The sequence below is a fragment of the Halomicrococcus pelagicus genome (genome assembly GCF_050954125.1).
Genome location: NZ_JBPBWC010000022.1, coordinates 53,754 through 78,775 on the forward strand (window position 1 = coordinate 53,754; position 25,022 = coordinate 78,775).

22 protein-coding genes and 2 pseudogenes are annotated in these 25,022 nt (G+C 56.0%); 12 read left to right on the forward strand and 12 right to left on the reverse strand.

The genetic code is table 11. The annotated features are described in order from the left end of the window. Positions 1 to 56: 56 nt before the first annotated feature. Together ACRYA2_RS23645 and ACRYA2_RS23650 are read right to left on the reverse strand one after the other, a co-directional pair. Entirely contained in the window at positions 57 to 569 is a 513-nt protein-coding gene (locus ACRYA2_RS23645) for a DUF8154 family protein (protein WP_433633698.1), read from the reverse strand. Beyond that, positions 562 to 1,254 carry a nucleotidyltransferase domain-containing protein gene (locus ACRYA2_RS23650; RefSeq protein ID WP_433633700.1) on the reverse strand — a complete coding sequence of 231 codons (693 nt, stop codon included), beginning with the start codon at positions 1,252 to 1,254 and terminating at the stop codon, positions 562 to 564. The genes ACRYA2_RS23645 and ACRYA2_RS23650 overlap by 8 nt, the downstream gene beginning before the upstream one ends. Before the next feature lie 918 nt (positions 1,255 to 2,172). On the opposite strand from ACRYA2_RS23650, the gene ACRYA2_RS23655 reads away from it, so the two are divergent. The 3 genes from ACRYA2_RS23655 to gfo6 all read left to right on the forward strand — a co-directional run bounded on the left by ACRYA2_RS23655 (position 2,173) and on the right by gfo6 (position 5,092). Further along, on the forward strand, positions 2,173 to 2,709 hold the full coding sequence (locus ACRYA2_RS23655) for a DUF7342 family protein (protein ID WP_433633702.1): 537 nt from the start codon (positions 2,173 to 2,175) through the stop codon (positions 2,707 to 2,709). Between the two features lie 2 nt (positions 2,710 to 2,711). Then, positions 2,712 to 3,146: a toxin-antitoxin system TumE family protein gene (locus ACRYA2_RS23660; RefSeq protein ID WP_433633704.1), complete on the forward strand. Its 435-nt coding sequence runs from the start codon at positions 2,712 to 2,714 to the stop codon at positions 3,144 to 3,146. An 875-nt stretch (positions 3,147 to 4,021) separates the two neighbouring features. Then, positions 4,022 to 5,092, forward strand: a complete 1,071-nt coding sequence (gene gfo6, locus ACRYA2_RS23665) for a D-xylose 1-dehydrogenase Gfo6 (protein WP_433633706.1) — start codon at positions 4,022 to 4,024, stop codon at positions 5,090 to 5,092. Between the two features lie 72 nt (positions 5,093 to 5,164). Here gfo6 and ACRYA2_RS23670 read toward each other — a convergent pair whose 3' ends face one another. Then, positions 5,165 to 6,961: a ribosome biogenesis/translation initiation ATPase RLI gene (locus ACRYA2_RS23670; protein ID WP_433633708.1), complete on the reverse strand. Its 1,797-nt coding sequence runs from the start codon at positions 6,959 to 6,961 to the stop codon at positions 5,165 to 5,167. Between the two features lie 178 nt (positions 6,962 to 7,139). On the opposite strand from ACRYA2_RS23670, the gene ACRYA2_RS23675 reads away from it, so the two are divergent. From ACRYA2_RS23675 to ACRYA2_RS23685, 3 genes are all read left to right on the forward strand, one after another. Next, on the forward strand, positions 7,140 to 7,517 hold the full coding sequence (locus ACRYA2_RS23675; protein ID WP_433633709.1) for a cupin domain-containing protein: 378 nt from the start codon (positions 7,140 to 7,142) through the stop codon (positions 7,515 to 7,517). A gap of 578 nt (positions 7,518 to 8,095) precedes the next feature. Beyond that, positions 8,096 to 9,967 carry a cation:proton antiporter domain-containing protein gene (locus ACRYA2_RS23680; RefSeq protein ID WP_433633711.1) on the forward strand — a complete coding sequence of 624 codons (1,872 nt, stop codon included), beginning with the start codon at positions 8,096 to 8,098 and terminating at the stop codon, positions 9,965 to 9,967. A gap of 346 nt (positions 9,968 to 10,313) precedes the next feature. Next, positions 10,314 to 10,745: a TRAM domain-containing protein gene (locus ACRYA2_RS23685; RefSeq protein ID WP_433633714.1), complete on the forward strand. Its 432-nt coding sequence runs from the start codon at positions 10,314 to 10,316 to the stop codon at positions 10,743 to 10,745. Between the two features lie 11 nt (positions 10,746 to 10,756). Here ACRYA2_RS23685 and ACRYA2_RS23690 read toward each other — a convergent pair whose 3' ends face one another. Beyond that, positions 10,757 to 11,005 (reverse strand): hypothetical protein, encoded by a 249-nt coding sequence (locus ACRYA2_RS23690; RefSeq protein WP_433633716.1) that lies wholly within the window; start codon positions 11,003 to 11,005, stop codon positions 10,757 to 10,759. A 393-nt stretch (positions 11,006 to 11,398) separates the two neighbouring features. Beyond that, the gene (locus ACRYA2_RS23695) at positions 11,399 to 11,572 is read right to left on the reverse strand and encodes a hypothetical protein (protein ID WP_433633718.1); all 174 of its coding nucleotides are present in this window, start codon (positions 11,570 to 11,572) and stop codon (positions 11,399 to 11,401) included. A 942-nt stretch (positions 11,573 to 12,514) separates the two neighbouring features. Here ACRYA2_RS23695 and ACRYA2_RS23700 point away from each other — a divergent pair. The 3 genes from ACRYA2_RS23700 to ACRYA2_RS23710 all read left to right on the forward strand — a co-directional run bounded on the left by ACRYA2_RS23700 (position 12,515) and on the right by ACRYA2_RS23710 (position 14,489). Beyond that, the gene (locus ACRYA2_RS23700; protein WP_433633720.1) at positions 12,515 to 12,655 is read left to right on the forward strand and encodes a DUF7563 family protein; all 141 of its coding nucleotides are present in this window, start codon (positions 12,515 to 12,517) and stop codon (positions 12,653 to 12,655) included. 131 nt (positions 12,656 to 12,786) lie between these two features. Next, complete coding sequence (locus tag ACRYA2_RS23705) at positions 12,787 to 13,221, forward strand: TRAM domain-containing protein (protein ID WP_433633722.1); 435 nt, start codon at positions 12,787 to 12,789, stop codon at positions 13,219 to 13,221. Between the two features lie 980 nt (positions 13,222 to 14,201). Next, positions 14,202 to 14,489 (forward strand): amphi-Trp domain-containing protein, encoded by a 288-nt coding sequence (locus tag ACRYA2_RS23710; RefSeq protein WP_433633725.1) that lies wholly within the window; start codon positions 14,202 to 14,204, stop codon positions 14,487 to 14,489. A 135-nt stretch (positions 14,490 to 14,624) separates the two neighbouring features. Here the strand turns inward: ACRYA2_RS23710 and ACRYA2_RS23715 are convergent, their stop codons facing one another. Further along, complete coding sequence (locus ACRYA2_RS23715) at positions 14,625 to 15,362, reverse strand: ATP-grasp domain-containing protein (protein WP_433633727.1); 738 nt, start codon at positions 15,360 to 15,362, stop codon at positions 14,625 to 14,627. Positions 15,363 to 15,641: 279 nt separating this feature from the next. Here ACRYA2_RS23715 and ACRYA2_RS23720 point away from each other — a divergent pair, with 279 nt between their 5' ends. Beyond that, the gene (locus ACRYA2_RS23720; protein WP_472850138.1) at positions 15,642 to 16,052 is read left to right on the forward strand and encodes a DUF8008 family protein; all 411 of its coding nucleotides are present in this window, start codon (positions 15,642 to 15,644) and stop codon (positions 16,050 to 16,052) included. 254 nt (positions 16,053 to 16,306) lie between these two features. On the opposite strand, the gene ACRYA2_RS23725 is transcribed toward ACRYA2_RS23720, so the two are convergent. Continuing rightward, positions 16,307 to 17,239 carry a WD40/YVTN/BNR-like repeat-containing protein gene (locus ACRYA2_RS23725; RefSeq protein ID WP_433633763.1) on the reverse strand — a complete coding sequence of 311 codons (933 nt, stop codon included), beginning with the start codon at positions 17,237 to 17,239 and terminating at the stop codon, positions 16,307 to 16,309. Positions 17,240 to 17,407: 168 nt separating this feature from the next. Between ACRYA2_RS23725 and ACRYA2_RS23730 the strand changes: the two are divergent. After that, a pseudogene (locus ACRYA2_RS23730) lies at positions 17,408 to 17,664 on the forward strand (zinc ribbon domain-containing protein); the annotation flags it as partial. 147 nt (positions 17,665 to 17,811) lie between these two features. On the opposite strand, the gene ACRYA2_RS23735 reads toward ACRYA2_RS23730, so the two are convergent. The 4 genes from ACRYA2_RS23735 to ACRYA2_RS23750 form a co-directional block, all read right to left on the reverse strand. Beyond that, positions 17,812 to 18,267, reverse strand: coding sequence for a ferritin-like domain-containing protein (locus ACRYA2_RS23735; protein WP_433633730.1), 456 nt, complete (start codon positions 18,265 to 18,267; stop codon positions 17,812 to 17,814). A gap of 821 nt (positions 18,268 to 19,088) precedes the next feature. After that, positions 19,089 to 19,280 (reverse strand): DUF7333 family protein, encoded by a 192-nt coding sequence (locus ACRYA2_RS23740; protein WP_433633732.1) that lies wholly within the window; start codon positions 19,278 to 19,280, stop codon positions 19,089 to 19,091. A gap of 83 nt (positions 19,281 to 19,363) precedes the next feature. After that, complete coding sequence (locus tag ACRYA2_RS23745; protein ID WP_433633765.1) at positions 19,364 to 20,593, reverse strand: RNA-guided endonuclease InsQ/TnpB family protein; 1,230 nt, start codon at positions 20,591 to 20,593, stop codon at positions 19,364 to 19,366. A gap of 191 nt (positions 20,594 to 20,784) precedes the next feature. Then, positions 20,785 to 22,020 carry an RNA-guided endonuclease InsQ/TnpB family protein gene (locus ACRYA2_RS23750; protein ID WP_433633734.1) on the reverse strand — a complete coding sequence of 412 codons (1,236 nt, stop codon included), beginning with the start codon at positions 22,018 to 22,020 and terminating at the stop codon, positions 20,785 to 20,787. Between the two features lie 169 nt (positions 22,021 to 22,189). Between ACRYA2_RS23750 and ACRYA2_RS23755 the strand changes: the two genes are divergently transcribed. Beyond that, positions 22,190 to 24,502, forward strand: a complete 2,313-nt coding sequence (locus ACRYA2_RS23755; protein ID WP_433633737.1) for a nitric-oxide reductase large subunit — start codon at positions 22,190 to 22,192, stop codon at positions 24,500 to 24,502. 74 nt (positions 24,503 to 24,576) lie between these two features. Here the strand turns inward: ACRYA2_RS23755 and ACRYA2_RS23760 are convergent. After that, positions 24,577 to 24,948 (reverse strand): annotated as a pseudogene (locus ACRYA2_RS23760) (ArsR family transcriptional regulator); the annotation flags it as partial. Between the last annotated feature and the right edge of the window lie 74 nt (positions 24,949 to 25,022).

Below are 25,022 nucleotides of genomic sequence, written 5' to 3' on the forward strand. Positions count from 1 at the left end.
TTGCGTGCAACGACATCGGCTATCTCACTAGATGTCGCTCCTGGGTGGTCAAGCACTTACTGGCTACTACAGACGCACACGCTACCTCCACGAATCTGGTTGGTGACGTACTCGTGGGTGCTTCGTGAGAGCCGTCGCATGGTGTCCGCCTGTTGTTCTGTGGGTCGTCGCCCACCATAGTAACTGTCTGTCCTGTTGGTGTCGTACAACTGCCGGAGATCGTCCGTTGTCGAGCGTGAGAGGAGACCAAGGTCGGTTGCACGGTCGTAGCAATATGTATGGTCGTGGAAGTCGTCCGGCTCGTCGCCACCTTCGGCTAAGACGTATGCTTCGATAGAGCGTTCGGTCGCACCGAAGCACAACTCGATAGTGGCCGTGTAGTACCCCTGTCCATCGATCTGGTCGACAGCGGCCAGGAGACGGCAGGCTTTCGTGAGTTGTGTCTTCCAATCGGTATCGGGATCAATCGCTGCTTCATATGTGGGGATACCATATCCTTCCTCGTTGAACGCGTCGATGGCTGCCGCAAGCGCGTTGGTGAGATTATTCGGGTCAGATTTCTCACTCATCGAGATCACCGTGGAAAATCATGTTCTGAACGGTATCGAATTTCTCCGTCTCGTAGACGACGAGGCCGTCACTGAGAAGTTCTCGGAGTTTCTCGATATAATTTGGGACGGCGGGAAGGGCTTCGACGTCGATCTCGTATTCGTATCGGCCGGTATCGAACTCTTGGTCTTCGAGGTCTTGGCGAACACGGTTTGCTGCTCGTTGATTCGCCATCCGATCTTCTTCGACGAGCACCCAAAGGTCGATGTCGCTTCGCCGGTCTGCCTCCCCGCGGGCGACACTGCCGTACAGTACGACTCCAAGGACGTTGTTGAGGCGGTCGCGTAGGTTGTCGACAGCAGTTCGGACCGGACCTTGGAACTCTGCTTGCGGAATTTGAAGATATGGATCGGCCGGGTGAGATAGCCGCTCACGATTGATATGGACGATTCGAGTCGGTCCTTCGCGTCGGTCGACGATGAGGTCATTTGCCGTCAAAACGTCGATGGCTTTTGAGACAGTTGGTTGCGAGTAGTCAACGGCGTCAGTCAATTCCGTAATTGAGAACTCGTCAGTGTGATACCGGGATAAAAATGAGAGGAGATCGTGGACCGCTTGGCTCCTAAAGAGATCCGTGTTCTGAGACGGGATATCGAGGAAAATCCGCATCCCATCTTTGGAGTCGGTATTCGAGTTCCTTCCCATACCAAAGCATTGCTTGCTCTAACTACTTAAACATTATATGGAAGTAGCCGCTCTATTTATATCCGAGCTGCTTCGTTAGACGCCTACAAAAAGATTCCAATGTTGAATGTGGTTCTGCTTCATGGGTGACTGAATCCTCGACTGATAGAGATTGCAGGCGAGAACACCACGCCGTTTACGGCGTGGCTGAATCGCCGTCATCGTCTCACGTCCCCCGTGTCGGAAGGGTTACAGTCAAACGTAGCGAAAGGGAGACTGTGTGCGGAACCCTGGCAGTCGACTCGGTGTTTGCCACGGCACAAGCCGAGATCAAACACGTGAGCCGACCGCGCCGACCGACACAAAACAAGATACCTCGAAGCCCCACACGGGGGACGAGTATCGGCGTCGGGGCAACGCCAGTGCCGTCGGTCACAAACCGTAGATTCCCACCCATCCGAATTGACGGGAACCGCCACGTGTGCGGTTCAGGAGGCCCGCGCCTTGAGGCGCGGAATGATATAACAAGAATGATATCTCCCGTCGAACGTCACTATACCTTCGAATACCTGTTTATCGCTGAAACTCTCGTTTACTATCCCGAATCACCCCCCGTCGCGAGTGACATCAAATCCGCGCTCTTTTTCTCATTTCGGTGACAGACTAGTACTCTTTGGCGATTGGTTACCGAGCAGCTGGCGATGACACTGATGTGTGTATCGACCATCATCGAATCGCTGATTCTGCCTAGTACTCACCACCGTGTCACTTGTGAAATGGAAGATAGTACCCACTGTGGAATAACAGGTGATCTCAACGAAGGATGACCGAAATTGTGTAACTGGATCAAACGATCAACCGTGGTAGCGGCAGATATCCGCTGAAGAGGAACTATTTCCTGGCGACAAGAATTATATTCGCCGAGCTGGAATAGCCTCTATGGCGGGGTCAGAGTCCAACGACGGACCACCAGCCTTCGACGATGCGTTCGATGCCGATGATGTCGAACAACGCATCTACGGTGTTGTCCTGCAGACACGCGAGCCTGCAACAGCGACTGTTATCGCAGATCACGCTGATTGTGATCCAAAGACTGCTCGGAAATATCTCAGCTGGTTTGCAAACCTCGGCATCATCACACGGCACAACGGCCACCCGGCCACCTACGAACGCAATGACGCATATTTCGAATGGCGGCGTATCAACCAACTTGCCGCAAACCACTCCCGTGAAGAGCTCCAGCAACGGGTACGCGCTCTAACAGAGGAAATCACACGCTATGAAGATACGTATGATGCTGCAACGCCAGCGGACGTGAACGCGCTCGCTATTGCGGAAGCGAACGTCGATTGGTCGATTGACGAGATCTACAGTGACCTCACAGACTGGTCGACGGCTCGCCAAGAGCGGGAACGCTGTGAGCGAGCGCGCCAGCAACGTGCTAACACTCCTGATCATAACTCCGCTTCTGGATAGCGATGGTCCCACTAACTGGTGATGGAGGCAGTCCCGCACCCATCGACCGACCGATCCTCGAGTTTCTACAAACACGGCTCACCGCCACAAACCAAGTCTCGCACGCTGCTATCACAGACGATAGCGGCCACCTCGAGCTACACATCGTGTTCGCATCACCGTACTATCCACCAATGGTGGACAGTGCAACTCTAGCTATTCGTTGGTATACGAACGACGACTTCAAACTTCATTACCGAGAAGTTCACCCAGACAGCGCCTGGGAATGTCACTGGGATCGACATCTGACTCCACACAATACGCGAGACCATTTTCATCCACCGCCATCCGCACCAACGCTTGGTGAGGACGCTTCGTGGCCGGACGACCATCGCGATGTCCTGACGCTCGTCCTCGATGAAATCGAGCAGCGAATCGCCGATCTCTGGGAACGATAGGTGATGAGCTCGGTATCAAGCGTACTGATCCTCTCCATTGTCTTTGATGAGAGTGCTGATCGCGAAGCAGACGCTGAGGAGACATCACATAGATTCGAGGCGGAAGCCCACCCCTTTAGGGGTAGAGGAAGCCGCCAATGGTCAAATAAGCCACCAACGGTAGAAGTCCGCCAACCCCCCGTAACCACTAATATCGACCGTTCTGACGGTCAAAATGGCCGATTGGGATGTTGCACCACGGGAACCTCGTTCGACAAAGGCACACGTCGCGGACGCACCGCGAGCGACGTGAAAATCGCTTCGTGGGGCGAGGGCGCGTCCTCTCCGTCGAAACATCCGAGGCCCAGCGTGGAAACCTGTACCACGGGGCCAACGAACCGCGGGCGGTTGCGCTACCTCCGGCGTTTCTTTGAAGACATACCGGCCACGTCCCGTCGAGAGACGCACTCCCCGTGGGTTGGGTCGCCCGTCAGGAGGCCCGAAAAACCGCACCGATGAACGTGAGTGGTTGCTCCACGCTCCCCCGCCAACGTGGCGGTAGAGCGGGAGGTGACGGTCAATTAAATTGCCGAGGCGGTTGGCCCACCGCTGGGGAAAGCCCACGACTTTAGTCGTGGGTACCTGACGGATGCTAGCAGCGATTAGAACACCTACTGGCTAGAATCAGTAGTGGATAGTTCTCGTCGAAAGAACTACCGTTACAACCTGTGCCGGAGGTTGGAAGCGGTGCTGTCAGGCGACGCTGCAAGAAAGCTATGAGACACGAGCAGGCGAGATGATGACCGCAATTCGGTAGTCGCTTCGACGCATGGATTTGGGAGAAGACATCGCCGGAGTCGTCATGCTTTCTGAAGTGCTGGCCTTACGTCCGGTCGATGCAATCTTATCTCGATGATTTCACCCGCCGCGAGTGGCAACACGAAACGCCTGCCGGAACTGTTCGTCTCGCTGTCGTCGGTCTTGGTGGCTTCGCACGTGACCAAGCGCTTCCCGGGATCAAAAAGAGCGAGTTCTGTGACGTAACGACGCTCGTGACCGGCTCACCTGAAAAGGGTGGCCGACTCGCTGATGAGCGAAATATTGACCACGTTCTGTCCTATGAAGCATTCCACAATGGTGAAGCAGCCGACAGCTACGACGCAGTGTACGTCGCGACACCGACCGGGCGGCATCTTCAGTACGTCGAGACGGCTGCTGAACTCGAGAAGGACGTGATCACTGAAAAGCCGATGGAGAAGTCAGTGGAGCGTGCCAAGCGATTACGGGAGGTCTGCGAGGCGGCAGGGATCACGCTGATGGTTGCGTACCGGCCACGGATGGAGCCCATCTTTCAGCGTGCTCGCGAACTTATCCACGACGACGGGGTTGTTGGCGATGTCACCGAGGTACACGCCCAGTTTGCGTTCGACGTGCTTGGAATCGGTGGCCCTGATCAGTGGCGTATCGATCGTGACCTTGCTGGTGGAGGTGCGTTGATGGATGCCGGCGTGTATACTGCGACGATCGCTCGCTTCTTTGTTGATACTGCCCCACTCGCCGTCCAGGGCGAGACAGTCTCCGACCACGAAGCATTCGAGGAGGGTGTTGAAGAGCGGGCAGCATACACTGTCCAGTTCGAAAATGGTGTGACAGCATCGTGCTCGACGAGTTTCAATAGTGCGCGCAACGACTGGGTTGAGATCACTGGGACTGAGGGAACACTCCGTATCGAGCCGGCATTCTGGTTTAATGTCGATCGGGATCTATCGATCGAACGCGACGACTGGGAGGCGACGGTGACAGGGCCATCCGTCGATGAAGTCCGAGAAGAATTTGACCACTTTGGCTATGCAGTCCTCACCGATACCGATCCTGAACCTACTGCTGCAGTCGGCATCGGGGATCTCAAGCTACTTGAGGGTGTGTACGAGTCAGCGAATACTGGTGAGCGTGTCCAGTTCAACTAGAAATATTCGCTTGTAAGCACGGGCAGTGTAGCAGCTGCGTCCAGGGTTACGTCTCGGTTCGACGGCACGGCGCTATCTCACATAGTAGTTGCCTGCTTCCTTTTGCTCCCTGTCCTTCTGACTGTCGGGTTTGTTCGCGCGTGGCCGTCCAGTGTTCGGATCCTTCCGAAACGTCACATCAACGGTCTCAAGGAACTGATTCATCCCCCTTCGGACAGGCTGGGGTGTCCGACCAATCCCATTTGTACCTGGTTCACCTTCAAACACCATTGCGCGGTCAGAGAGGTAGTCCAGCAAGAGAAGATCGTGGTCAATAACAAGACACGGCGCGCCAGTACGTTCGACGAACTGACGAAGAGTTGCCGCAAATGACGTACGCTGATTTACATCGAGATATGCAGATGGTTCGTCCAGCAGGTATGCATCGGCGTCCCGGGCTAGCGCTAAGGCGATGCTGGCACGTTGGAGTTCACCACCAGAGAGATCAGTGAGCTGGTTGTCGAACAGAGGTTCAAGGTCAAACGGCTCCTCAATGCCGGTTTGGAACGTTTGGTCATATATATCGACCTGGCCAGCGAACAATTCCCGTACCGTGCCGTCAAAGGATGGATCGAGATATTGGGGTTTGTACGAGAGCGTGATATTCCCGGTCACTTCGCCTTCGTCCGGGACAAGCGATCCGGTTAGCAGTCTCGCGAATGTCGTCTTTCCAAGTCCATTTCGGCCAAAGATGCCGAGAATCTCCCCGTCGTGAATGGTGCCGGGCTCCACGTGGAGTGAGAATGAGTCGAACGCCTTCTGTAACGTCGGGAACTCGAGAAGTGAGGGTCCGTCGACACCACGGTGGCCCGATCGTTGGAGAAAGTCGACGGCGGTCTCCCTGATTCGGATATTCTCAGCGCGCAGGTGACCGTCAAGGAATTGGTTGATGCCCCGCCGAGTGGAGAGCGGTCGTGAGACAATCCCGAATCCGCCGGGATCGCCATAGAAAATGTGAATTTCGTCCGAGGCAACGTCGAGGGTGACGAGGTCATGGTCGACGATAACCACTTCTTTGCCAGCGGTGAGGTCGGTGAGTGCTCGCGCAACGGTCAGCCGGTGGCTGACGTCGAGATATGACGAGGGTTCGTCAATCAGATACACATCTGCATCGACGAGAAGCGTTGCTGCAATCGCAGTGCGCTGGAGTTCACCACCGGAGAGATCGGCGACCGGGCGATCGATAATGTGGGCGAGTTGTAACCGGTTAATGACCTCGCCGCGGGTATTCCGTTCGTCGCGCTCAGCTAGCAGCTCGCGGACGGTTCCGTCATAGTGGTCGGAGAGTTGGTCGATACGCTGCGGTTTGAAGGCCGCTTGAACACCGCCGTCGCGGAGCTTCTCGAGGTAGTTCTGGACTGCCGTGCCACGGAATTCGCGGACAATGGTGTCCCAGTCGGGATCATCGGTAACGTTGCCGAGGTTTGGCGTTAGTCGGCCGCCGAGAATCTTGAGTGCGGTTGACTTTCCGACACCGTTCGGGCCAAGAAGGCCAACAACGCGGTTTTCGACTGGTGCTGGTAGCTCGTAGAGACGGAATCCGTTCTCGCCGTACTGGTGGACCAGTTCTCCCCGTTCAGCGGGGAGTCGAACGATTTTGACGGAGTCGTTGGGAATCTTGTTCGCGATGATGCGGTGTTCTTCAATGACTGCCGCGTCGTCGATATGAAGTTCGTCATCGTCTGTGACGTGGAAGCCGTCACGTCCGCCTGATCGATTGAGAGGGTCGTATTTCACGGCGATATTCCGCACTTCGTCGGTGACGTCGTCTTGGTCGATAATGGCGACGTATCGGTCTTTTTGTGCCGCCCGAGACTGGGCGTCTCCCATACAAGAACTAGTGGACTTACGCTTAAGTGGATTCTTGTGCTCCAGGGACGATCCGATTACTTCGAGGTGCTCGTATGGTCACTGATCAGTTCCGGGCGAAGATAGACCTTGGATATCAGCTTGAGCAGTGGTGATAGAGAGCGGTGAGTACTTACTGCCGGCTGTAAGTTACCCTGCTATGGAGTATCATACTGTACAGATCGATGAGGTTGAACCGACGCCAGACCGACCGTCTGAACATCGGTCTGTAAGCAACGCTGTCGGTATGGAGGAGATGGCGCTCAATTTTTATCGAGTTGAACCTGGGGAACAGCTACCGTTGGCCTATCACGTCCACGAAGAACAAGAGGAAGCGTTCGTTGTTCTCTCGGGGGCACTCCACGTTGAGACGCCGGAGAACATGTATGTCGTGAATGAAAATGCAGTGTTCGTGGCGGAGCCGGAGAGTCCGCATCGGGCGTACAATCCGGCAGACAGCGAGAAGATGGTGCGGGTGATAGCTGTTGGGGCACCGGCGGTTGATGACGTTCATCCCTATGAGCCTGAGGACGGGTGAGATTGACACGGCTGTTACCGGCTGACGGGGGGAGAGTCACATCGAAGAAGGCAATCACTGCACTGGAGGTAGCGTTGCCGTTAGTGAACCAACCGTTTTTACCGCATCAGGTCAGCCGTAGTTACGATGGGCTGTTGATTCTGCTATCGTTAAACTGGTAGTTAGTCAGTGAACAGGATATGACTCGCGTAAAGCGCTAAGTGTGTGCATCGATTAACAGAGGGGACTATGGGGGAAGTTTGACCTGATAGTGGTCGGCGGGGGTCAGGTCTTGACAGTGCGTCTGTAGCCGCGAACCACGGACTCTGTGTGGCGGTTGTTGAAAAAGGACCGCTTGGGGGAACCTGCCTGAATCGAGGCTGCATTCCCTCGAAAGTGCTTATTTCGAGAGACCGTGTTTCTAAGTCCGATAAGAAAAAAGGAGATAGTTACCGGCCGTTCGAGTTCTGTTGTATTTTCCATAATTACGTGTATTTCGTTAGAATTTTAATTTCTTCCGCCAATACTTTGAATGGATTGGCTGTACTTTCATCGCCGTTTTATAGGGGGAGTGCATTTGGTTAATTGGATGTTTTGAGATGAGTGCTGGATCGGGGTTGCTCCCCCTCGTAGTGACCATCTTAGGGCTCGGTGTCGCGGCCCAAGTATTAGCCGACCGGCTGCAGATTCCAAGCGTCCTCTTCCTCATTCTCGCTGGCATCGCTGTCGGTCCAGAAGGGCTCAATATCGTCCGCTTAGAGTCATTTGGTGGCGCAGGCCCGCTTTCAGCAATTGTCGGCCTCAGCGTTGCAATCATCGTCTTCGAAGGCGCCTTCCACCTCAAACTCTCAAAACTGCGCCAGACACCACGTGAAGCCATCCGATTAATCACAATCGGCGCGGGCCTCACACTGCTCGGGACGGCCATTACCGTCCGATTCGCGCTTGATGTCTCGTGGGAACTGTCGTTTCTCGTCGGCTCACTTCTCATTGCAACCGGCCCGACAGTTATCACACCGATCTTGGATATCGTGCCGGTCCGAGATCGAGTGGCTGCAGCACTCGAAACAGAAGGTATCGTCAACGACGTAACGGCAGCAATTCTCGCAATCGCAATTTTCGAGATGATCGTCACCGAGGGAGCACACCTGCAGGTGTTAGCTACCTCGTTCGTCTCCCGACTTGGAATTGGACTCTTCGTTGGCGTTCTTACAGCCGGAATTCTCTGGTACCTCCTCAAGCACGTCGACCTCTCACGGTCGAATGCCGTTCGGAACTCGCGACTGATTATTCTTATCGGCGCGCTCACCACCTATGGGATCGCGAATGGACTTGCTTCGGAGGCAGGTATCGCAGCAGTTGCGACTGCCGGCATCCTACTTGGGAACGCTGATCTTCCCTATGAAGAGGAGATTTCGGCATTCAATGGCGATGTCACGCTAATCGTTCTGTCGTTTGTCTTCATCTCACTAGCGACACTGCTCTCGTTCAGTGACCTTCTCGCACTCGGTGTCGGCGGCATCGTCGTTGCCGTGGCTGTAATAGTGATCATTCGGCCAGCGGCAGTGTTGCTGTCTACGCACGGCGAGCGTTTTTCATTCCACGAGCAGTTGTTCATGAGTGCGGTCGGTCCACGCGGTATTATCCCGGCGAGCGTGGCAACGCTCTTCGCGCTCGAACTTCGCTCGACGAATCCAACCGCAGCAACCATTCTCGTCGGAACCGTGTTTCTGGTGATTCTGACAACGGTCGTACTCCAAGGTGGCTTCGCCCGCCATATCGCACAAACACTCAACGTACTACCCATGCGCGCAATTATCGTTGGCAGTGGGCGCGTCGGTCGCGACCTCGCCAAACGGCTGGAGAATCGTGGAGAAAACGTCGTTCTCATCGAAAAAGACCAAGCAAAGGTTGAAACAGCACGAAATGCCGGCTTCACTGTCCATCATGACGATGGCGCTGATACAGACGTTCTTCGCGCTGCTGGCGCAGAGAATGCGAAAATCATTGCTGCAGCGGCTGGTGACGACGATACGAACTTGCTCGTTGCCCAGTTGGCGAACTCGAAGTTCGATGTCGAGAAAGTCATTGCGCGAGTGAACACGCCTGGCAACACGGAAGCGTTCGAGGAATTAGGAGTCCAAGCAATCTCAGCCAACGCATCGGTTGCACATGCGATGGACAACGCAATCGAACGGCCGGCGCTCTCAGAATGGATGACCGAACTCGGACGGACCGGCGACGTTCAAGAGATCGAAGTAACGGCGGATAACCTCATCGGGAAATCGATTAGCGATCTCGATCAGGATCTCCCGGATGGCGTCTTGATCGCACTTGTCAGTCGCGACGGCAACTCACAACTTCCCGAGTCAGATCTCACACTTCAAGAGGAAGATCACCTGACATTCGTCGGGCGTCAAGAGGCAGTCCATAAGGCGCTTGAACACTGTCATCCCGAACTCGCCGCCTGAGAGCGTTCAGTTTTACGGAGTAGCGGATATCATTGGAGATGACTCAGGAGATTCCATGCGGCTCATCTAGTCAATGGCGCGGATTCTTTTGCTCTGGCGGATAAGAAAGAAATACCGCAGAACGTCCGTGGTGGGCTATTTACTGGCATTCTAGCGCTCTAGTATGTTTCGGTGAGGCCACACGAGGAGGGCTGCTTCCAGCCACTATATATAGGGGTGACGTAGCGATTCTCAGCCAATTCCGATAGCGAGACGGAATGCGTTGCTGGATGAGGGGCGTGGATTCGCGTGGATCGGTGGACTCAAGTTACTATTAGTTGTGTGAAAAATGGAGCAAGACATCGCTATGGAGATCGACGACGAATTGCTCTGTTTGTTTAGTGTGGATATCGACGAACAGGACGATAACTACACGATCACAATCCCAAAGCGCGAGATCGAAAAGGGAGAGGTTGACGACGATAGTGTGTATCGCGTTGCGGTACTCACGTCAAACACACCAACAGACAGCCGTACTCAGGACACACACGCGTCACAGCCAGAGACTGACGATGACCCTGGGCCGCCGGTCGATGCTGGTGACCGACGGCGTGTCGAAATCGAGGATATCGGCGAAAAAGGCGACGGGATTGCACGTGTCGAGCGGGGCTACGTGATTATCGTCCCTGGGACTGAGCAGGATGACCAGGTTACCGTCGAGATCACTAAAGTCAAACCAAACGTGGCATTCGGCGAGGTTGTCGAACAGACTGTCGAAGAACCAGTAGTCGCTGGATAAGCTCTCCCGACCTACTCGTTCGCTTGCGCCCACTCGGTGAGCCGGAGTTCGCCGTCAACCTCGTAGAGATGGCCCCGCAGTAGCAGACGTTCAATGGTATCATCGGCCCCGGGGTGGCTGAGGTCTTCTTCCTCGGCAAGGATCGTATAGGCACGCTCGTAGCTGAACCCCTCGTTTGCCGGAATAGCTGCAGAAAGCGCGTTGAGGGCGTCCTGGGCGAGTGGGGGAAGCCGAGGAGTTCCCACGCTATTAGATGCCATGGATGTAAGTAGATTCAATCGGTGAATAAATAAAAATTCGGGGGGACCGAACCGCGACAGCGATACCTCCTGAAGACCGTGAAGCGAACCGCTACTACCAGTATGTCCGCCGAATACGACGGTTGTGCAGTTCCACGTAGTAAGCCTCGAGAACAAAATAAGGAGGGATTTAGAGGGTATTCTAGTTAGAATAGTATGCTAACCAGTAAGTGAAATTATATATGTCCGTTCCACGGTTTCTCAGGACGCCCCCGTCCCTAAATGAAGAAAATAACTGTGAGTTCTGGGAGCCGGAGTAGTCTCCTACAATTAAATGCTGCTAACTACGGTGACTCGTGGTTTTCGAGGTAGTGGCGGACGTATCGACGCCAGTTTGCTGCGAGATGGTTACCATTATTTTTCTGCTCGGTCGGGATAACATCTCGGGCATGGGTCGAAACCATTCTCTGCTAATTCTTCCTCGGTCATCTCTTTCGATCCAGCAGCATCTCTCATTTTCTCGTTGTCAAGAAGCCAGCAATCTGGATCACGACTGTGATACAGATCTTTCGTCGTGAGCACCTTCATATTCTTCCATCTAAAGTTGATACTAATAAATACTCATGGAATAGACGCTCGAAATCCTAACTCCAAACAACTTCACTACGCTAATCGTCGACAGAACGCCCGAATGGCCACATTCACCGTACCCCCGAAGCATACACTTCCGGTATCCGATCGCCCGTACTACCGTCCCAATAGTCACTCGATCATACCCGGATCATGGTGATCCTCGACTTTCTCCTCAATACGCTCTAAACTGGTTTCGAGGGCGAGTTCCCCGACCCACCGGGGGCGGAGGCGAAGCCCGACACGCCGCTGCATAATTCATACGTTCACGCCACTGTGGACTATATTTGTAGCACGGGAGCCACGTTATCTGCCTCGCAAATCACCGCCAGGTTGCGCTGGGCTATGTCGGGCAGTGGTGAAGCCGCTGACCTCCATGGATATACCACCCACGGCGGCACTAGACCACCTCTAGTGCGGTGGGACTCTGGTGTGCTCGGGTGTTATTGCTCCCACACGACCCACGTGGGGAGTGCGGAGGGAATGAAATTCGCCTGCCGCCGTTGCGCTCCCCGGTTTCGGGAGAGGCCAAATGGCAAAGCCCCACGCCACCATGTGTGGTGCACCTCGCTGCTACTGAAGATTATCAAACGGCTCCGCAACTTTCTCGCCCTGTTCGTCAACACATAGCAGCTGTATCGGCGTCGATCGACACTAACCAACGGGAGGAAAAGAGTAGGTGCCGGCCACCGTATTTGTGGTCGGAGATAAGGATACTCTCAGCGGAGTAGTGAGAAGGACGATTCAATCATTGCCGTCATCGCTAACAACGACTGATTGAAGACGTCACGCCATCGGAATGCGCCCGAATACCTGTAGCGACGGCGCTCGCCAACGTGGTCTCATTCTGGAAGAGCATCTGCCCCAAACATCAACTGGTGCACGTACTGATGGTGACGTATGGTTGAATGTCAGAACTGCGGCGCGTTCGTCACCCAGCAGTTCCAACGTGTGTTCGCTGGCCGCGATGGCGACGTCCATGGCTGCTTCGAGTGCAAACAGAAAGACGACATCAGAAACGGCGTCGCAACGGAAAAATAGCCGGTCACAGTAGTGAACACGAACAATGAACAAATTGGCGCTATCGCCGGATAAGCCGATAGAATTCGGCAGAATCGGAGGACTCAAGGCCGTATTGTCGTGAGTAGCGACAGAGCGAGGAGCGACAAGAGATGGAGAGTACAGATGGCGTGCATGGCGTGTTCAGTGTGGACATCACCGAACAGAACGGCTCCTACACAGTCACGATTCCGAAGCGTGAGATAACGAGAGGAGACGTGGACGACGACGCTGTCTACCGAGTCGCACTAATTGAGACGTCAACCACAGCGACAGATGAACCGGCAGCAGAGACAGCCGAATCACAGACAGACACTGACCTGAATACTCCTGCTGACGAGGAATCAGGGCCGCCTGTCGACGAAGGTGATCGCCGAGTGGTCGAGATCGAAGCTATCGGCGAGCAAGGCGACGGAATTGCACGTGTTGAGCACGGATACGTGATTATCATCCCCGAGACGGAGGAGGGCGACCAGGTGACGATCGAGGTGACCGAAGTGAACCAGACTGTCGCATTCGGTAGCGTGGTCGAGCGGGACGTTAACTGAGATGCAGTGAGCAGCTAGTGTGTTGTCTCGGTATTGTGACCGCCAGAATCGCGGTCTCTGGGTATCGTTCTACTGTTGGCCGGCGCCGAAGAGCAGTGACGCGAAGAGTGGATCGGCGCTGGCAGGAACGAGGATGAGATGCAGTCGAGGGTGAATTCTTGCCATTCTAGAGCTACCCGGAGAGTAGAACGTACAACTGACGAGAGACTGATGCGAGTGATATCACTCGTGGGGTGTCCGTAGCCCCCGGGACACCAGGTGTCGAATGAATCTGACGCTCACCACCTCGAAACACCCCGGGTATCGAGTGATATCACAATCGCCGCCGTTGTTCTCGTCCACCCCCAGCGCCCATCCACGGGGCCGGTAGAAACAACACGAGACGCTCACGCCGATACGCCGTCGATAGCACGCAGAACGAGAAACACCACGAAGAGCGGGAAGAAAGTGCCGTTCCGGACTCCCCCTTGTCGTCCGTCACTCCAATAGGCGTCGTACGGACGTCTAGAGCCACGAGCCGTATAAAGATTGTCCGTATAGACAATTGTATTAAATTTCTCTACAAGGGAATCAGCACGTGATCTCGACCGGTGTTCCTGCAATCGACCGTGGTCAGCGGTACATTCCACCCCCCGGGATGGGGGTGGTGTCGGCGTCATTGGGACGACGAGAACACCCGGGGTTGTGATATCACTGGAACCCAGGGGGTTTGTCGCCGAGCAATGAGGCGCCTGGAGAATGTTCCAGCCTGATCCTTGGTTAGTATTTCCTACTAACGTGAGAGGCGTGCGATGATGGATCAAGAGTCTAGCAGTACGACAGAAAAGAGAGAAAAGTACGTCGACCAAACAGACGTAATCAGCCCTGTTGAGACCCTCATTAGCTGATAAGAAGAGCGTGGTAAATGGAGAGGATGAGTTCAGCAGAGCGGTCTAGACGGAGGGGTTGCAGTTATCAGTATAGGCGGTGTATGTGTCTACATGCCCGAAGAAGTCCTGTTCAAATCGGCAACCGGTCAGAGTCGAGAGGAGACTGCAGCATATCTTCGCCGTGTAGCCGATAAGTTGGAACAAGGGGACGCGATTACGCTAAAATCGGGATCCGAGTCCGTGACGATGGAGCCGCCAGCTCGCCCGACGTTTGAGGTCAAAGCCGAACGTGAGGGACCGACGGATGGATCCGGTGAATTAAGTATCGAGTTCGAACTCGAATGGGATGAGAACGGCAGTGAGGGAGATAGTGGGAGCGGCCAGCTAGAAATCGAGTGAGCAACTAGCGCCCAGTATTTCGTGCATACTGTGTGAGCTGACGAAACAGTGTCGGGAAGTGCGTGCGAGATGCAGAAAATTATCTCACCGACTACACAAAATTGCTGCCAGGTACAACGGTCGTGTCCCAGTAGATCATTGGTCGGGAAGGCTCGCACGGATAGACCGACAGATCGCTGGTTCTAACCCGGTGTTCCGGTATCCCGCTGCGAGATTGAGATCGATAGCCCAGAATCGGTTGTCATCATCCCGGACGAAATCGACCCCGAGACCTCGAAGATCGGTTCGTTCGACGAGACGTTGGAGGCGGGCGGTAAGCCTTGGTCTGGTCTGAGCTTTGCTGAGGAATCGCTTAGGGCCATGCAGTTTCGATGTGACGCGCCTGCCCGCCGTCTGAATACACTCTCCATCGTCGACGGCGTAATACTTGTAATCGACCGGCTTTGTCGGGACGAGTTCCTGATAGAAGTCCCCCTCACCGTTCAGTTCGGGATCATCATTCCAAATGTAGTAGTTCTTTGCAACGTATTCCCCTGTGGGTTTCTCAAACGTCACTGTGGGGGTGTGAAACCCCACTTCTTCAAGCGCTTGCAGGCAGATCAGACGAGAGCTAAACGCTATCGTTGCAGGGAGATTGTTCCACAGGGATATACCTGTCTGCCGGGCGTAATCGAGGGAAGGAAGCGTAACCGGGAAGACTTGTTTGTTGACAAGTAGTGAGAGATCGTCGAGTTTACTTGGCGGGATTTTGGAGCGAGGATCGAAGAATCGAACGGTATAGCCGGATTCACGCAGGCGTTCAGCGACCGCGGAGAACACGGGCTGATCCGCAGAACAGAGGATGCCGATTCGGTCGGCTGAATTCTGAGCCATCTCTACTGACAAATAGTGTCTAAACGGGATAGGACTTGGTCTCTAGGTTCGGAGACACGGATAGAAATTGATGGACGATATCAGACAGCGGAAAGGCGTGAGATATCGCCCTGTATTCAGCATGAGGTCCGACACCCATCACTGTTTGAGGATGACAATACAGCCATCCGTCTTTAGCTAAGAGAAGAACCACGTGACAGCGGCGGCTTATCGGAGCTACTCTTCGAAAGGAATGAGGAGGTGTCGAGTGTGCGCCACGAAACCTCCTCACCTTGGATTATGCGTCGGCTCACTACACTGTTTCCCTCTGAGTTCCTTGAAGAGCACGCCGAGGAACTCGCCGGGAAAGCCTGGCGCGAACGCGACGAGACCGGCCGCCACGAACTATGGTCGAGCGCCAGCGGCGAAATTCGCGCGTACCTGGATGCGTCAGACTTGGCCGAGTGGGTTCGCGTCAAAGAGGCTGGCGTGAGCAAGAAATACTCCCAGGAGCTTGCCCGCCGGACGATGGACGCGATGCACGAACTCTCGAAGAACCGTCTCGGGAAGACCAAACGCCAGCGGTCCAAAGACGGCCTGAGCTACCAGGAGACTCGGCTGGTACTGAAAGCCGATGTCGAAATCCCCGGCGAGCGACTGTCGGAGAGCAAGGGCGGTGATCCGACCACAGACACGGCTGCCGGAGAGTAGCGTGGTCGGGGCGAAATCACGCCCGAGAGGGTTCGATATCTAACGCAAACCACGCCTCGAACGCGGTTGTGGACGCCCCGAATTGACACAGTTCGGGACTGACGCCGTACGGCTAGCTGTTAGTACGGCAGTTGTATCGGCTTCTATCGGCTACCAGCCAGCAGGAAGGAGAGAGCTGATCCCGGCCACCGCAGTTGTGGCCGGAGGCTGGGAAGTAAACGGCGGAGCGATAGACAGTGACGATGCCGTCTTCGTCACGCGGACAGCGATCGAATGCCAGCTGGAACGTGTCCGGCGTCGGTCCACGTCCCGTCGGCATCGCGCCTAATGATTCGGCCGTCGTTCGTTCCCGCCAGTACATCGCCATCAATGGCGGTCCATGCAAGCACAACCTCGTCCGGCCCACCAGGATACGAGGTAGTCTCTAGTGTATCACCGTCATCGGTCGACTCAACGAGCATCGCGTCAGCACCGTTCTCACCACGCCACGTCCCCGGTGAGCTGCGGGCTGCCGCGGCATAGAGGCGGCCATCGAACGTGAATGCCTCTCGAAAGTATCGATGGTCGAGACCCGTGTCGAGTCGCGTCCAAGACTGCCCAGCATCTCGCGTTCGGTAGAGCCCATCACCACATGAGGCGACGTACTCATCTGGACCGAGGACGAGGACGTGATGGACATCGTCGTGGACACCATCGCGGCGCTCAGTCCATGTCTCGCCCTGATCTTCGCTGAGGTGGACGCCGCCGACCTCAACACCGGCGATCACGCGGTCGGGCGTCTCCGAATGCACGCTGAGGCTCCGGACGTGTGCTTCGTTGCGATGCCGCGGCGTATGCCATTGATCGCGTGATGGGAGATCTTGGAAACCGTCGAGTTCACGCCAGTGGTCACCACCGTCTGTCGATACGTACAGATGCGCCGGGTGGGTTCCTGCATAGATGCATTCACTATCCGGACTGGCGACAACCGAGTACACTTCGTCCTGTGGGACACTGAGATTCTCCCACGTCTGTCCGTCATCCGTCGACCGATACAATCCTGATTTCGTGGCGGCGAACACACCATCAATCGTTGGAAACGTGCGAATTCGGGGTGTATCACCGCTGTCGATAACCAGTTCAGCATCCGTGACGGGGACAGTTGCGATTCGGAAGACGCCATCACGAGTACCGATGAGAACTGCCATAGGCGGCGATACGTTCGCCTCATGATTAATCTCTGGGCCAGTTGCTCTGCAGTCAGTCGTGACTCCGTGATCCACTGAGCAACTACTTCGACAGTACATACGATCGGAGAGACCACTAGTGTCAAAAATGAAGGCAACCCCAGTCATGACCGGCTGGAAACTGCTTCCGAACTGAACCATACGTCCCAACGGTGTTCTCGGACGGACCGTGGGTTCACGCACGACGACAACCGTCACGGAGAACACTTCGAGTGCCAGAAGTGCGGCTACAAGGTCAACGCGGACTTCAACGCCGCGAAGAACATCGGGACGCGGTACGCTCGGAAGCGAACACACCGACTCCGTTCCTCGCCCACGTCGGGGGCGGAGACGCACCAGTAGACGTGCGTATATATGGTGGGACGTTGAACGGCAAGAGTCACTAGTCTATTGCTGGTGACTGATTGTCGGAAGTCCACATCAAAGTCCCATCACCAGAAATCAGAGATGCCTAGTTAGCAGTCAGAAGCTTGCTTCTGACGACACCCTCAAGGACCGAGGCGTGGAGCGCCGAGGGAGTAGGGTGGGGTAGTTTACTCCTGTTTGTATTCGCGTCTGAAGCCGCGGAATTCTGTGCGGTGGGCTTCTTCGTCGCTCAGAATTGTGACGGCGAGATCTTCGGTGACCGGGTCGTCAGCATCGGTCGCGGCCGAGATGAGGTCGCGATACAGCTGAATGGCGTCCTCTTCGGCGTCCAAGACACCGTCAATGACGGACATGACGTCGGTACTGTCCTCCGGCGGCTGAAGACTCTCCTGACGAGCTTCGAAATCGTCGGATGCGGGCGGGCGCTCGTCTAGTTGTTTGAGCCGGTTGCCTAACATTTGGGCGTGGTTCAGCTCCTCCTGGACGTCAGCCTCGAGGCTCTGTTTTACCTCCTCAGCACTGACTCCGTCGAGGACGATGGAGTTCGTCAAGTAGTTCATTACGGTCTCGATTTCGTCACTATACGCCTGCTGGAGGAGCTCGGTTACTCGTTTACTTGTCATACAACGAAACTACGTGACCCGCCCATTTATGACTGGGGGTGGTCAAACCAGGAGGGAGAGTTGAAGACTGGCATTACCGGCGAGCAAGCAGGTAGCCGGTGGTAGCCCCGACGAATATCGTCCTACCGCGAGTAACGATGATTCCTACTGCCCCGAGAGCCAGTGGAGTGACGAGGAGGAGAAACCCGTAACTGAGCGTTTGCATCTATGTGACCGAGCCTATCTGTTGCTCGAAGGGATTCCCCGCGAACGGGATGACCGCGAATTCGGCGAGATAAAAGAGGAACCGGGAGTGCAAGTAGTCCGATCAACCCACCAACAAAAGCACCTCTAAGTGGTGATCTGGTCGCGTCGAGTCGTGACCAGAGTAACCGGCTGAGGATGGCACCGCCACAGAATCCGCCGAGCACGAGAAGCACTCCTGTGTTGTTAGGTGCGTAGTTTACGCTGCCATCACCTAGATGACCGAAATACGGCAAGGAGACGAACAAAAGCGCGAATAATCCCCCGACGAGGCCGAACGTCATCGACGGATGCTGCCGAGGAGACGCCACCGGTGACCATCGAGCCATATTATGCTATGGTATCCGCTCTAGGTGAGTATGCTGCTTTAACCGAGAGACGGACAACCATATCAGTTCCTAGTAACAAATCGGTCACAATGCGTGCAGATTCAGGTGAAGTCAGTGACAACTAGTTGTTTTGTGACCGCCCGAGTCAGCGTGTAGACCAACGGTCCCGACGACAATCATCCTCTCACTGCTCAGGAACGCCGGTACTGGACTCCCGGGCGATCTTGGAGTGTCAACTCGCCGGATTACTTACTGGAGGGCACGATACCCGCCGTATTTCATCCCGAGCCAGAACGCGACCGTTGCGAAAATCACCATCGACGGGAGTACCATCATAAGTACCGTCTGGGCTGCCATGACGCCGCTAGCGACCAACCCCTCGACGCCGATAGCGATTATCGCAACAAGAATTCCGCCCGCTCTTAGTAGGTCAAACTCCATATCGATCGGAGGGTTGTCTGGATGGTAACACATTGTCAATCGCCTCGGGGCTTGACCCCGAGGCTTGTCAGTGGACTCCCGCTCTACCCGCGCAAGGCGGTAGGTCGAAATCGACTATTCGCATTCAACGTCCCTGACTTCAGGACCAGTTGACTGGTGGCCCGTCCAGCACCAGACGTGAGCCAGTGCTGGACAAGACGCCACCCGATATTACGGGCGGCATTGTAGTCGGCGTGCAGTTCCTTCCCACACTTCAGGCACTCAAACTCGTCACCATCACGATTGTTTTCGTGTGTGAACCCGCACTCCGAGTGACTACATCGCTGACTCGTGTACTGCGGCCGAACCTCCTCCACAACGACTCCGTACTCCTTGGCTTTGTATTCGACGTGGCGTTGGAGTTCGCGGAACGCCCACTGATGGAACTTCGACGCGTTCGAGATCCGCTCGCGGATATGTTTCAGGTTCTCGAACGCAATCGCCGTACAGTCGTTCTCGACGGCTTCACGAACGATGGCCTTCGAGACGCGGTGGAGGTAGTCCGCGTTCCAGCGAGCGAAACGGCTGCCGACGCTCTTGATAGTGAGGTGGGCGGAACAAGTGCCTGTCTGTTGCAGGCTGCCGCGCCGGCGCTCGTACTCGTCGCGTTTGTGGTTGAGGTAGTCCGCATTGCCGAGGAAGGCTCCGGTGCTGGTGACGGCGAGGGAGCCCTCCACGTTGAGATCGACGCCGAGAACCACTCCGTTCTCGGTCTGCTTGTCGTTAGAATCAGCGGGTTCGACTTCTTTCTCGACTGCGACGTGGAGGTAGTACGTACCGTCACGCTTGTGGAGCGTGGCTTCCTTGCGTTCCCACTCCGGCGTCCAATACTCCGCAAACGGCGTGCCGTCCTCATCGTGAGGTGTGACGAACTCGGCTTGGACGCGGTCGCCAACCGTAGCGAGGGTAACGTGGTCGTCGTGGTAGGTGATGGTGCGCCCATTATACACGACAACGCTTCCTCGAAACTCGGGTTTGCTTGCCTTCTTGCCGTCTTCGAGGATGCGGTCTTTGCAGTTGCTGAGCGCGTCGGCGGCGAGATTGCGGGCGGATTGGACGAGGCTAGATTGGAGGTTGGTGCCGTGGCGGACTGCCGTGTAGGTTTGGTCGTGGAGCGTGTTTTTCGTGTCCGTGATTTGGGTGGGGTCGTCGCTCCATCCAGTTTCCGCGACGTACTGGGCGGCGATGCGGAACTCCTCGAACGTCCGGTCGAGGACGCTGTGTGCGTCCGCTGGAACGTCGAGTTTGATCTGGATGTTGAGGACGACCACTATATTTCATTGGTTATGTCAAAGATATTTGGGAGTATTTATTCAAAGAGCCGGTCTTGCCATCGTGCGTGGTTTGCGGAGTAGAGTGTCGGCTTCCTCCCCGACCTCAAGGGTCGGAGTATCCGCCTTGACCGCCGATGAAATCGTAGCAAGAGAACGGTGATAGGATTCTATCGTGGTGAATCGCCTCGGGGTCAAGCCCCGAGGCTTCCCGTTTCCACAACGCGCTTTGCAGACACACGCTGAAAACCAGCGGTATCCGTAGGGAGCGCAGTCTCCACGGACGTGTCTTCGGGCCATCCCAGCCCTAGTTCAGAAAAACCTCTCTGCAAGACGTTCATCGCCGCATTCGCATCCCTTTCCGTCTCGAATCCACAACTCGGACAGGAGTGTTCCCGCACCCAGATGGACTTCGGCGTCTCCACACCACACGCCGCGCACTCTTTCGTCGTGCCTCGTGCTTCGACCGGCACGACGTGCGTTCCATACAAATCCGCCTTGTAGTCGAGGAGGGTGATGAATTGACGCCACGCCGCATCCTGCTTGTTCCGAGCGTTATACGACTGCTCCAACATCCCCTTCACATCAAGATCTTCCACGAACACGGCGTCGTACTCGCGGACGAGCCACGTCGTGAGTTTGTGCTGATAGTCCAGCACCTTCCGACGAATGTGTCGCTTGACGTTGGCGACCTGCTTGCGTTGTTTCTCGTAGTTGTTCGAACCTTCCTGTTTCCGCGATAATTTCCGTTGCTCGCGGCGAAGACGCTCGTACTCGTCTTCGAGGTCAAGCCAATCCACAGCCTTCCCATCGCTGGTGTGGATGTAGTTGAGGATGCCGAGGTCGAGTCCAACACTGTTGCTCGCGTCCAGCGAGTTCACGTCTGGTTTCCCGGGCAGGTTCTCGTCGTCGGTTTCGAGGCCGAAGGAGACGAACCACTCGCCGGTCGTTTCCTTCTTGACGGTGACTTCCTTGATGTCTGCTTCGTCTGGGATGTCGCGGTGGTAGCGGATTTTGATATCTCCGATTTTGGAGAGCCAGAGAGTCGCGCGTCGGCCACTCGTGTTTTTGAGTTCGAAGCCAGACTGCGAAAACGTCATACTCTTAAACTCCCTCGGAGACTTCCACTTGAGTTCCCCGACCTTGTGCCCGTTCTGTTTCTTCTCGGAGAGTCCACTGAGGTTCTGGTAGAACCGTGTGATGGTTCGTTGCAGAGCCTTCGAATTGACTGCTGAGAAGACAGAAAACTGGTCTTTCCAGTCGGGGAGTCGGGAGTGGTGTTTGTATGCGGAGCCGATGTCGTCGGCATCCACGTGTTCGTACTCGTACAGGGTGTAGTTGTACGCTTGGCGATGAACGTTGATATGGTATTCCAGTTCAGCCGCTACCTCTTGTGTCGGGTAGGCGGGGTAGCGGTGACTGTACTCCATCGCTGTCTCTTGATTAGCGATATATTCAGTTAATGGTTTGTATCCCTGCCTATCGGATTCAACCCCGGGGCATTCTCCTAGACCGCCTGTAAAATAAGCGACGTGTGGCGCTCGCAGTCTTTCTTTTACAGCACTACGATTATGTAGCGGGAGTGTGAGTTTGTGACACATGGAAGTCCGCAGGAAAACCCTCGCAAAGTTGCTCGTCGTGGCGTTCGTCTTCAATTTAATCGTGATGGGGACGGGGGCATACTTCGCGTACCAGCAGTCGCCCGACCGCCCGGAGCGCATCGTCGGCCCCGAGGGCGAGGTGATTGCAACAAACGAACAAATCGTCGAGGGGAAGGCCGTGTTCCAGCAGAACGGCCTGATGAACCATGGATCGATTCTCGGAAACGGCGCATACTTCGGCCCTGATTACACGGCCGACGCACAGGACCAGTTGGTGTCGAATATGCGCGAGTACGTCGCCAGACAGCGCTATGACACGCCATACGCGGAGCTCCCCGAACCAGAGCAAGCGGCCGTAAACTCGGTCGTCTCACGTCAACTCCAAGAAGGTGACTTCGGGACCACCATCCAACTCACCGCCGCAGAGGCGTACGCCTACGAACAGGTCCAACAAGCCTACGTCGAGCGGTACTACGGCGGCGCCCCCGAACACGGCGTCCCACCACAGTTTATCGGGACTCAGGAGGACGCTCGGCGATTCGCGGACTTTGCCCTCTGGACAGCGCTCTTCTCGTCGATCGAGCGCCCGAACAGCGACGTCTCGTGGACGAACGAGTGGCCGTACAACTCCGGCGCCGGGAACTCGCCGCCGACGTCCGCGATGACGTGGAGCGTCGTCGCAATGGTACTCCTCGTCGGTGGGGGCGGCGCGGGCATCTGGCTGTACAACGCCGCCGAACTCTCGGAACCGGACACTGAAGGCGTCGACGTCCCCCATCCCAACGAGATCGACCTCTTCCCGAGTCAGTTTGCTGCAATCCGCTTCGTCCCAGTGGCGGCCGTACTCTTCGTCGTCCAAACGCTTCTCGGGGGGTTGATGGCCCACTACTACATCGAACGCGAGGGGTTCTACGGCATCGCAGAAGCACTCGGCATCGACGCGATGGCGACGCTTCCCTTCGCGATCACGAAAGCCTGGCACATCGACCTCGCGGTGCTCTGGATCGCGACCCTCTGGCTCGGCGTTGGCCTCTTCCTCCCGCCACTACTCACTGGCCACGAGCCGAACAAGCAAAAACGCTACATCCACGTCCTATTGGGCGCACTGGTCGTCGTCGTCGGCGGCGGCTTACTGGGCATCTGGCTCGGCGCCCAGGGCTACATCGACGGCGCGCTCTGGTGGATCCTCGGCAACGAGGGGCTGGAGTACCTCGAAGTCGGCCGCCTCTGGCAGGTCGGCCTGCTCGCCGGGTTCGTTCTCTGGGCGGCCCTCGTCGCCCGCGGCTTCAAGCCTCTGCTCGACCGAGAGGAGCGGTACGGACTCGCGCACATGATTCTCTACGCGGGTGGGTCCATCGCGCTGCTCTTCTCCGCGAGCATGCTGTACACGCCCCAGACGACGATGCCAGTGACGGAGTTCTGGCGCTGGTGGGTCGTCCACATGTGGGTCGAAGGCGCCTTCGAGTTCTTCGTCGTCGCCATCATCGGCATCTCGCTCGTCTCCATGAACCTCCTCAAGCGGCGGAGCGCGGAGAAAGCCGTGATGTTCGAGGCGCTGTTCGTAATGGGTGCAGGCGTCATCGGCGTCAGTCACCACTACTGGTGGGTCGGTATGCCCGATTATTGGATCCCCATCGGCAGCGTCTTCTCCACGCTGGAATTCATCCCGCTGATTTTCATCCTCTACGAGGCGTTCGGCGAGTACCGCGCTATGATGGGGGCGGGCAAGGACTTCCCGTATCGACTCGCGTTCATGTTCATTATCGCCAGTGGATTCTGGAACTTCGTCGGCGGTGGCGTCCTCGGGTTCTTCATCAACCTCCCACTCGTGAACTACTACGAGCATGGCACGTTTCTCACGGTCGGCCACGCCCATGGTGCGATGTTCGGTGCGTTCGGCTTCCTCGCGCTCGGGATGGCCGTTTACGCCCTCCAGTTCACTACCAAAGCCGGGAAGTGGGATCCGACGAACCTCAAGCGCGCGTTTTGGATATTGAACGCCGGACTCGCGTGGATGGTCTTCATCGGCGACATTCCCGTCGGCTTCCTCCAGCTACAGACCGTCTTCACGGAGAACTACGACGCCGCCCGCTCACTCGCGTTCTACAACCGCGACATCGTTCAGTGGCTCTTCTGGGCACGCCTGCCGGGCGACATCCTCATCATCGTCGGCGCGAGCCTGTTCGGCTACGACGTCCTGAAGAAGCGGTTCGTCCGCCGCGACGAACCCGAGACCGTCTCCGACGGGACGATCATTTCTCGACGAATCTTCGCCGAAGATGACGCGGGTGCCGACCTCGACGACGATTAACGCCCTCTATCATTTACATTTCTACAAAACCGCACCGTCGGTCGATATCGTTGTCGCCGATCTATCGTCTTCGCTCACGATTCTCGGTGAGTGCGTACAAACGCTCGCCGCAGGACTGCCAGAAGGACGTACGTCTCGTACCTCTGGTTCCGACAGTGGTCACACGGCTGCATCTCCCTCGTAATCTCCTCGATCGAGTCCTCGTACTCCCCAGTGAGATGATTCAGAGCCTCCGTAATCTCTGGCTGGATAGCATCGGTCATCTCCTCGACGACGGCATCGGCCGAATCCGGTAGTGAGTACGAGAGGACGATCGTGTTCGCGTGGTAGTACTTCGTCGTGCCGCCACGTCCTTCCTCGAAGCGGACGACGTCTACGAGTCCCGAGTCATGTAGTTCGTTGACATGGTGCCGAACGGTGTTTTCGGTACGCTCGATCCCCCGGTCGGTGACAAACGGTACTACAATCGTGGAAAATCATTTCGCTGGAAGGACGATGAGAACCGTACGTCGGCAGTTGA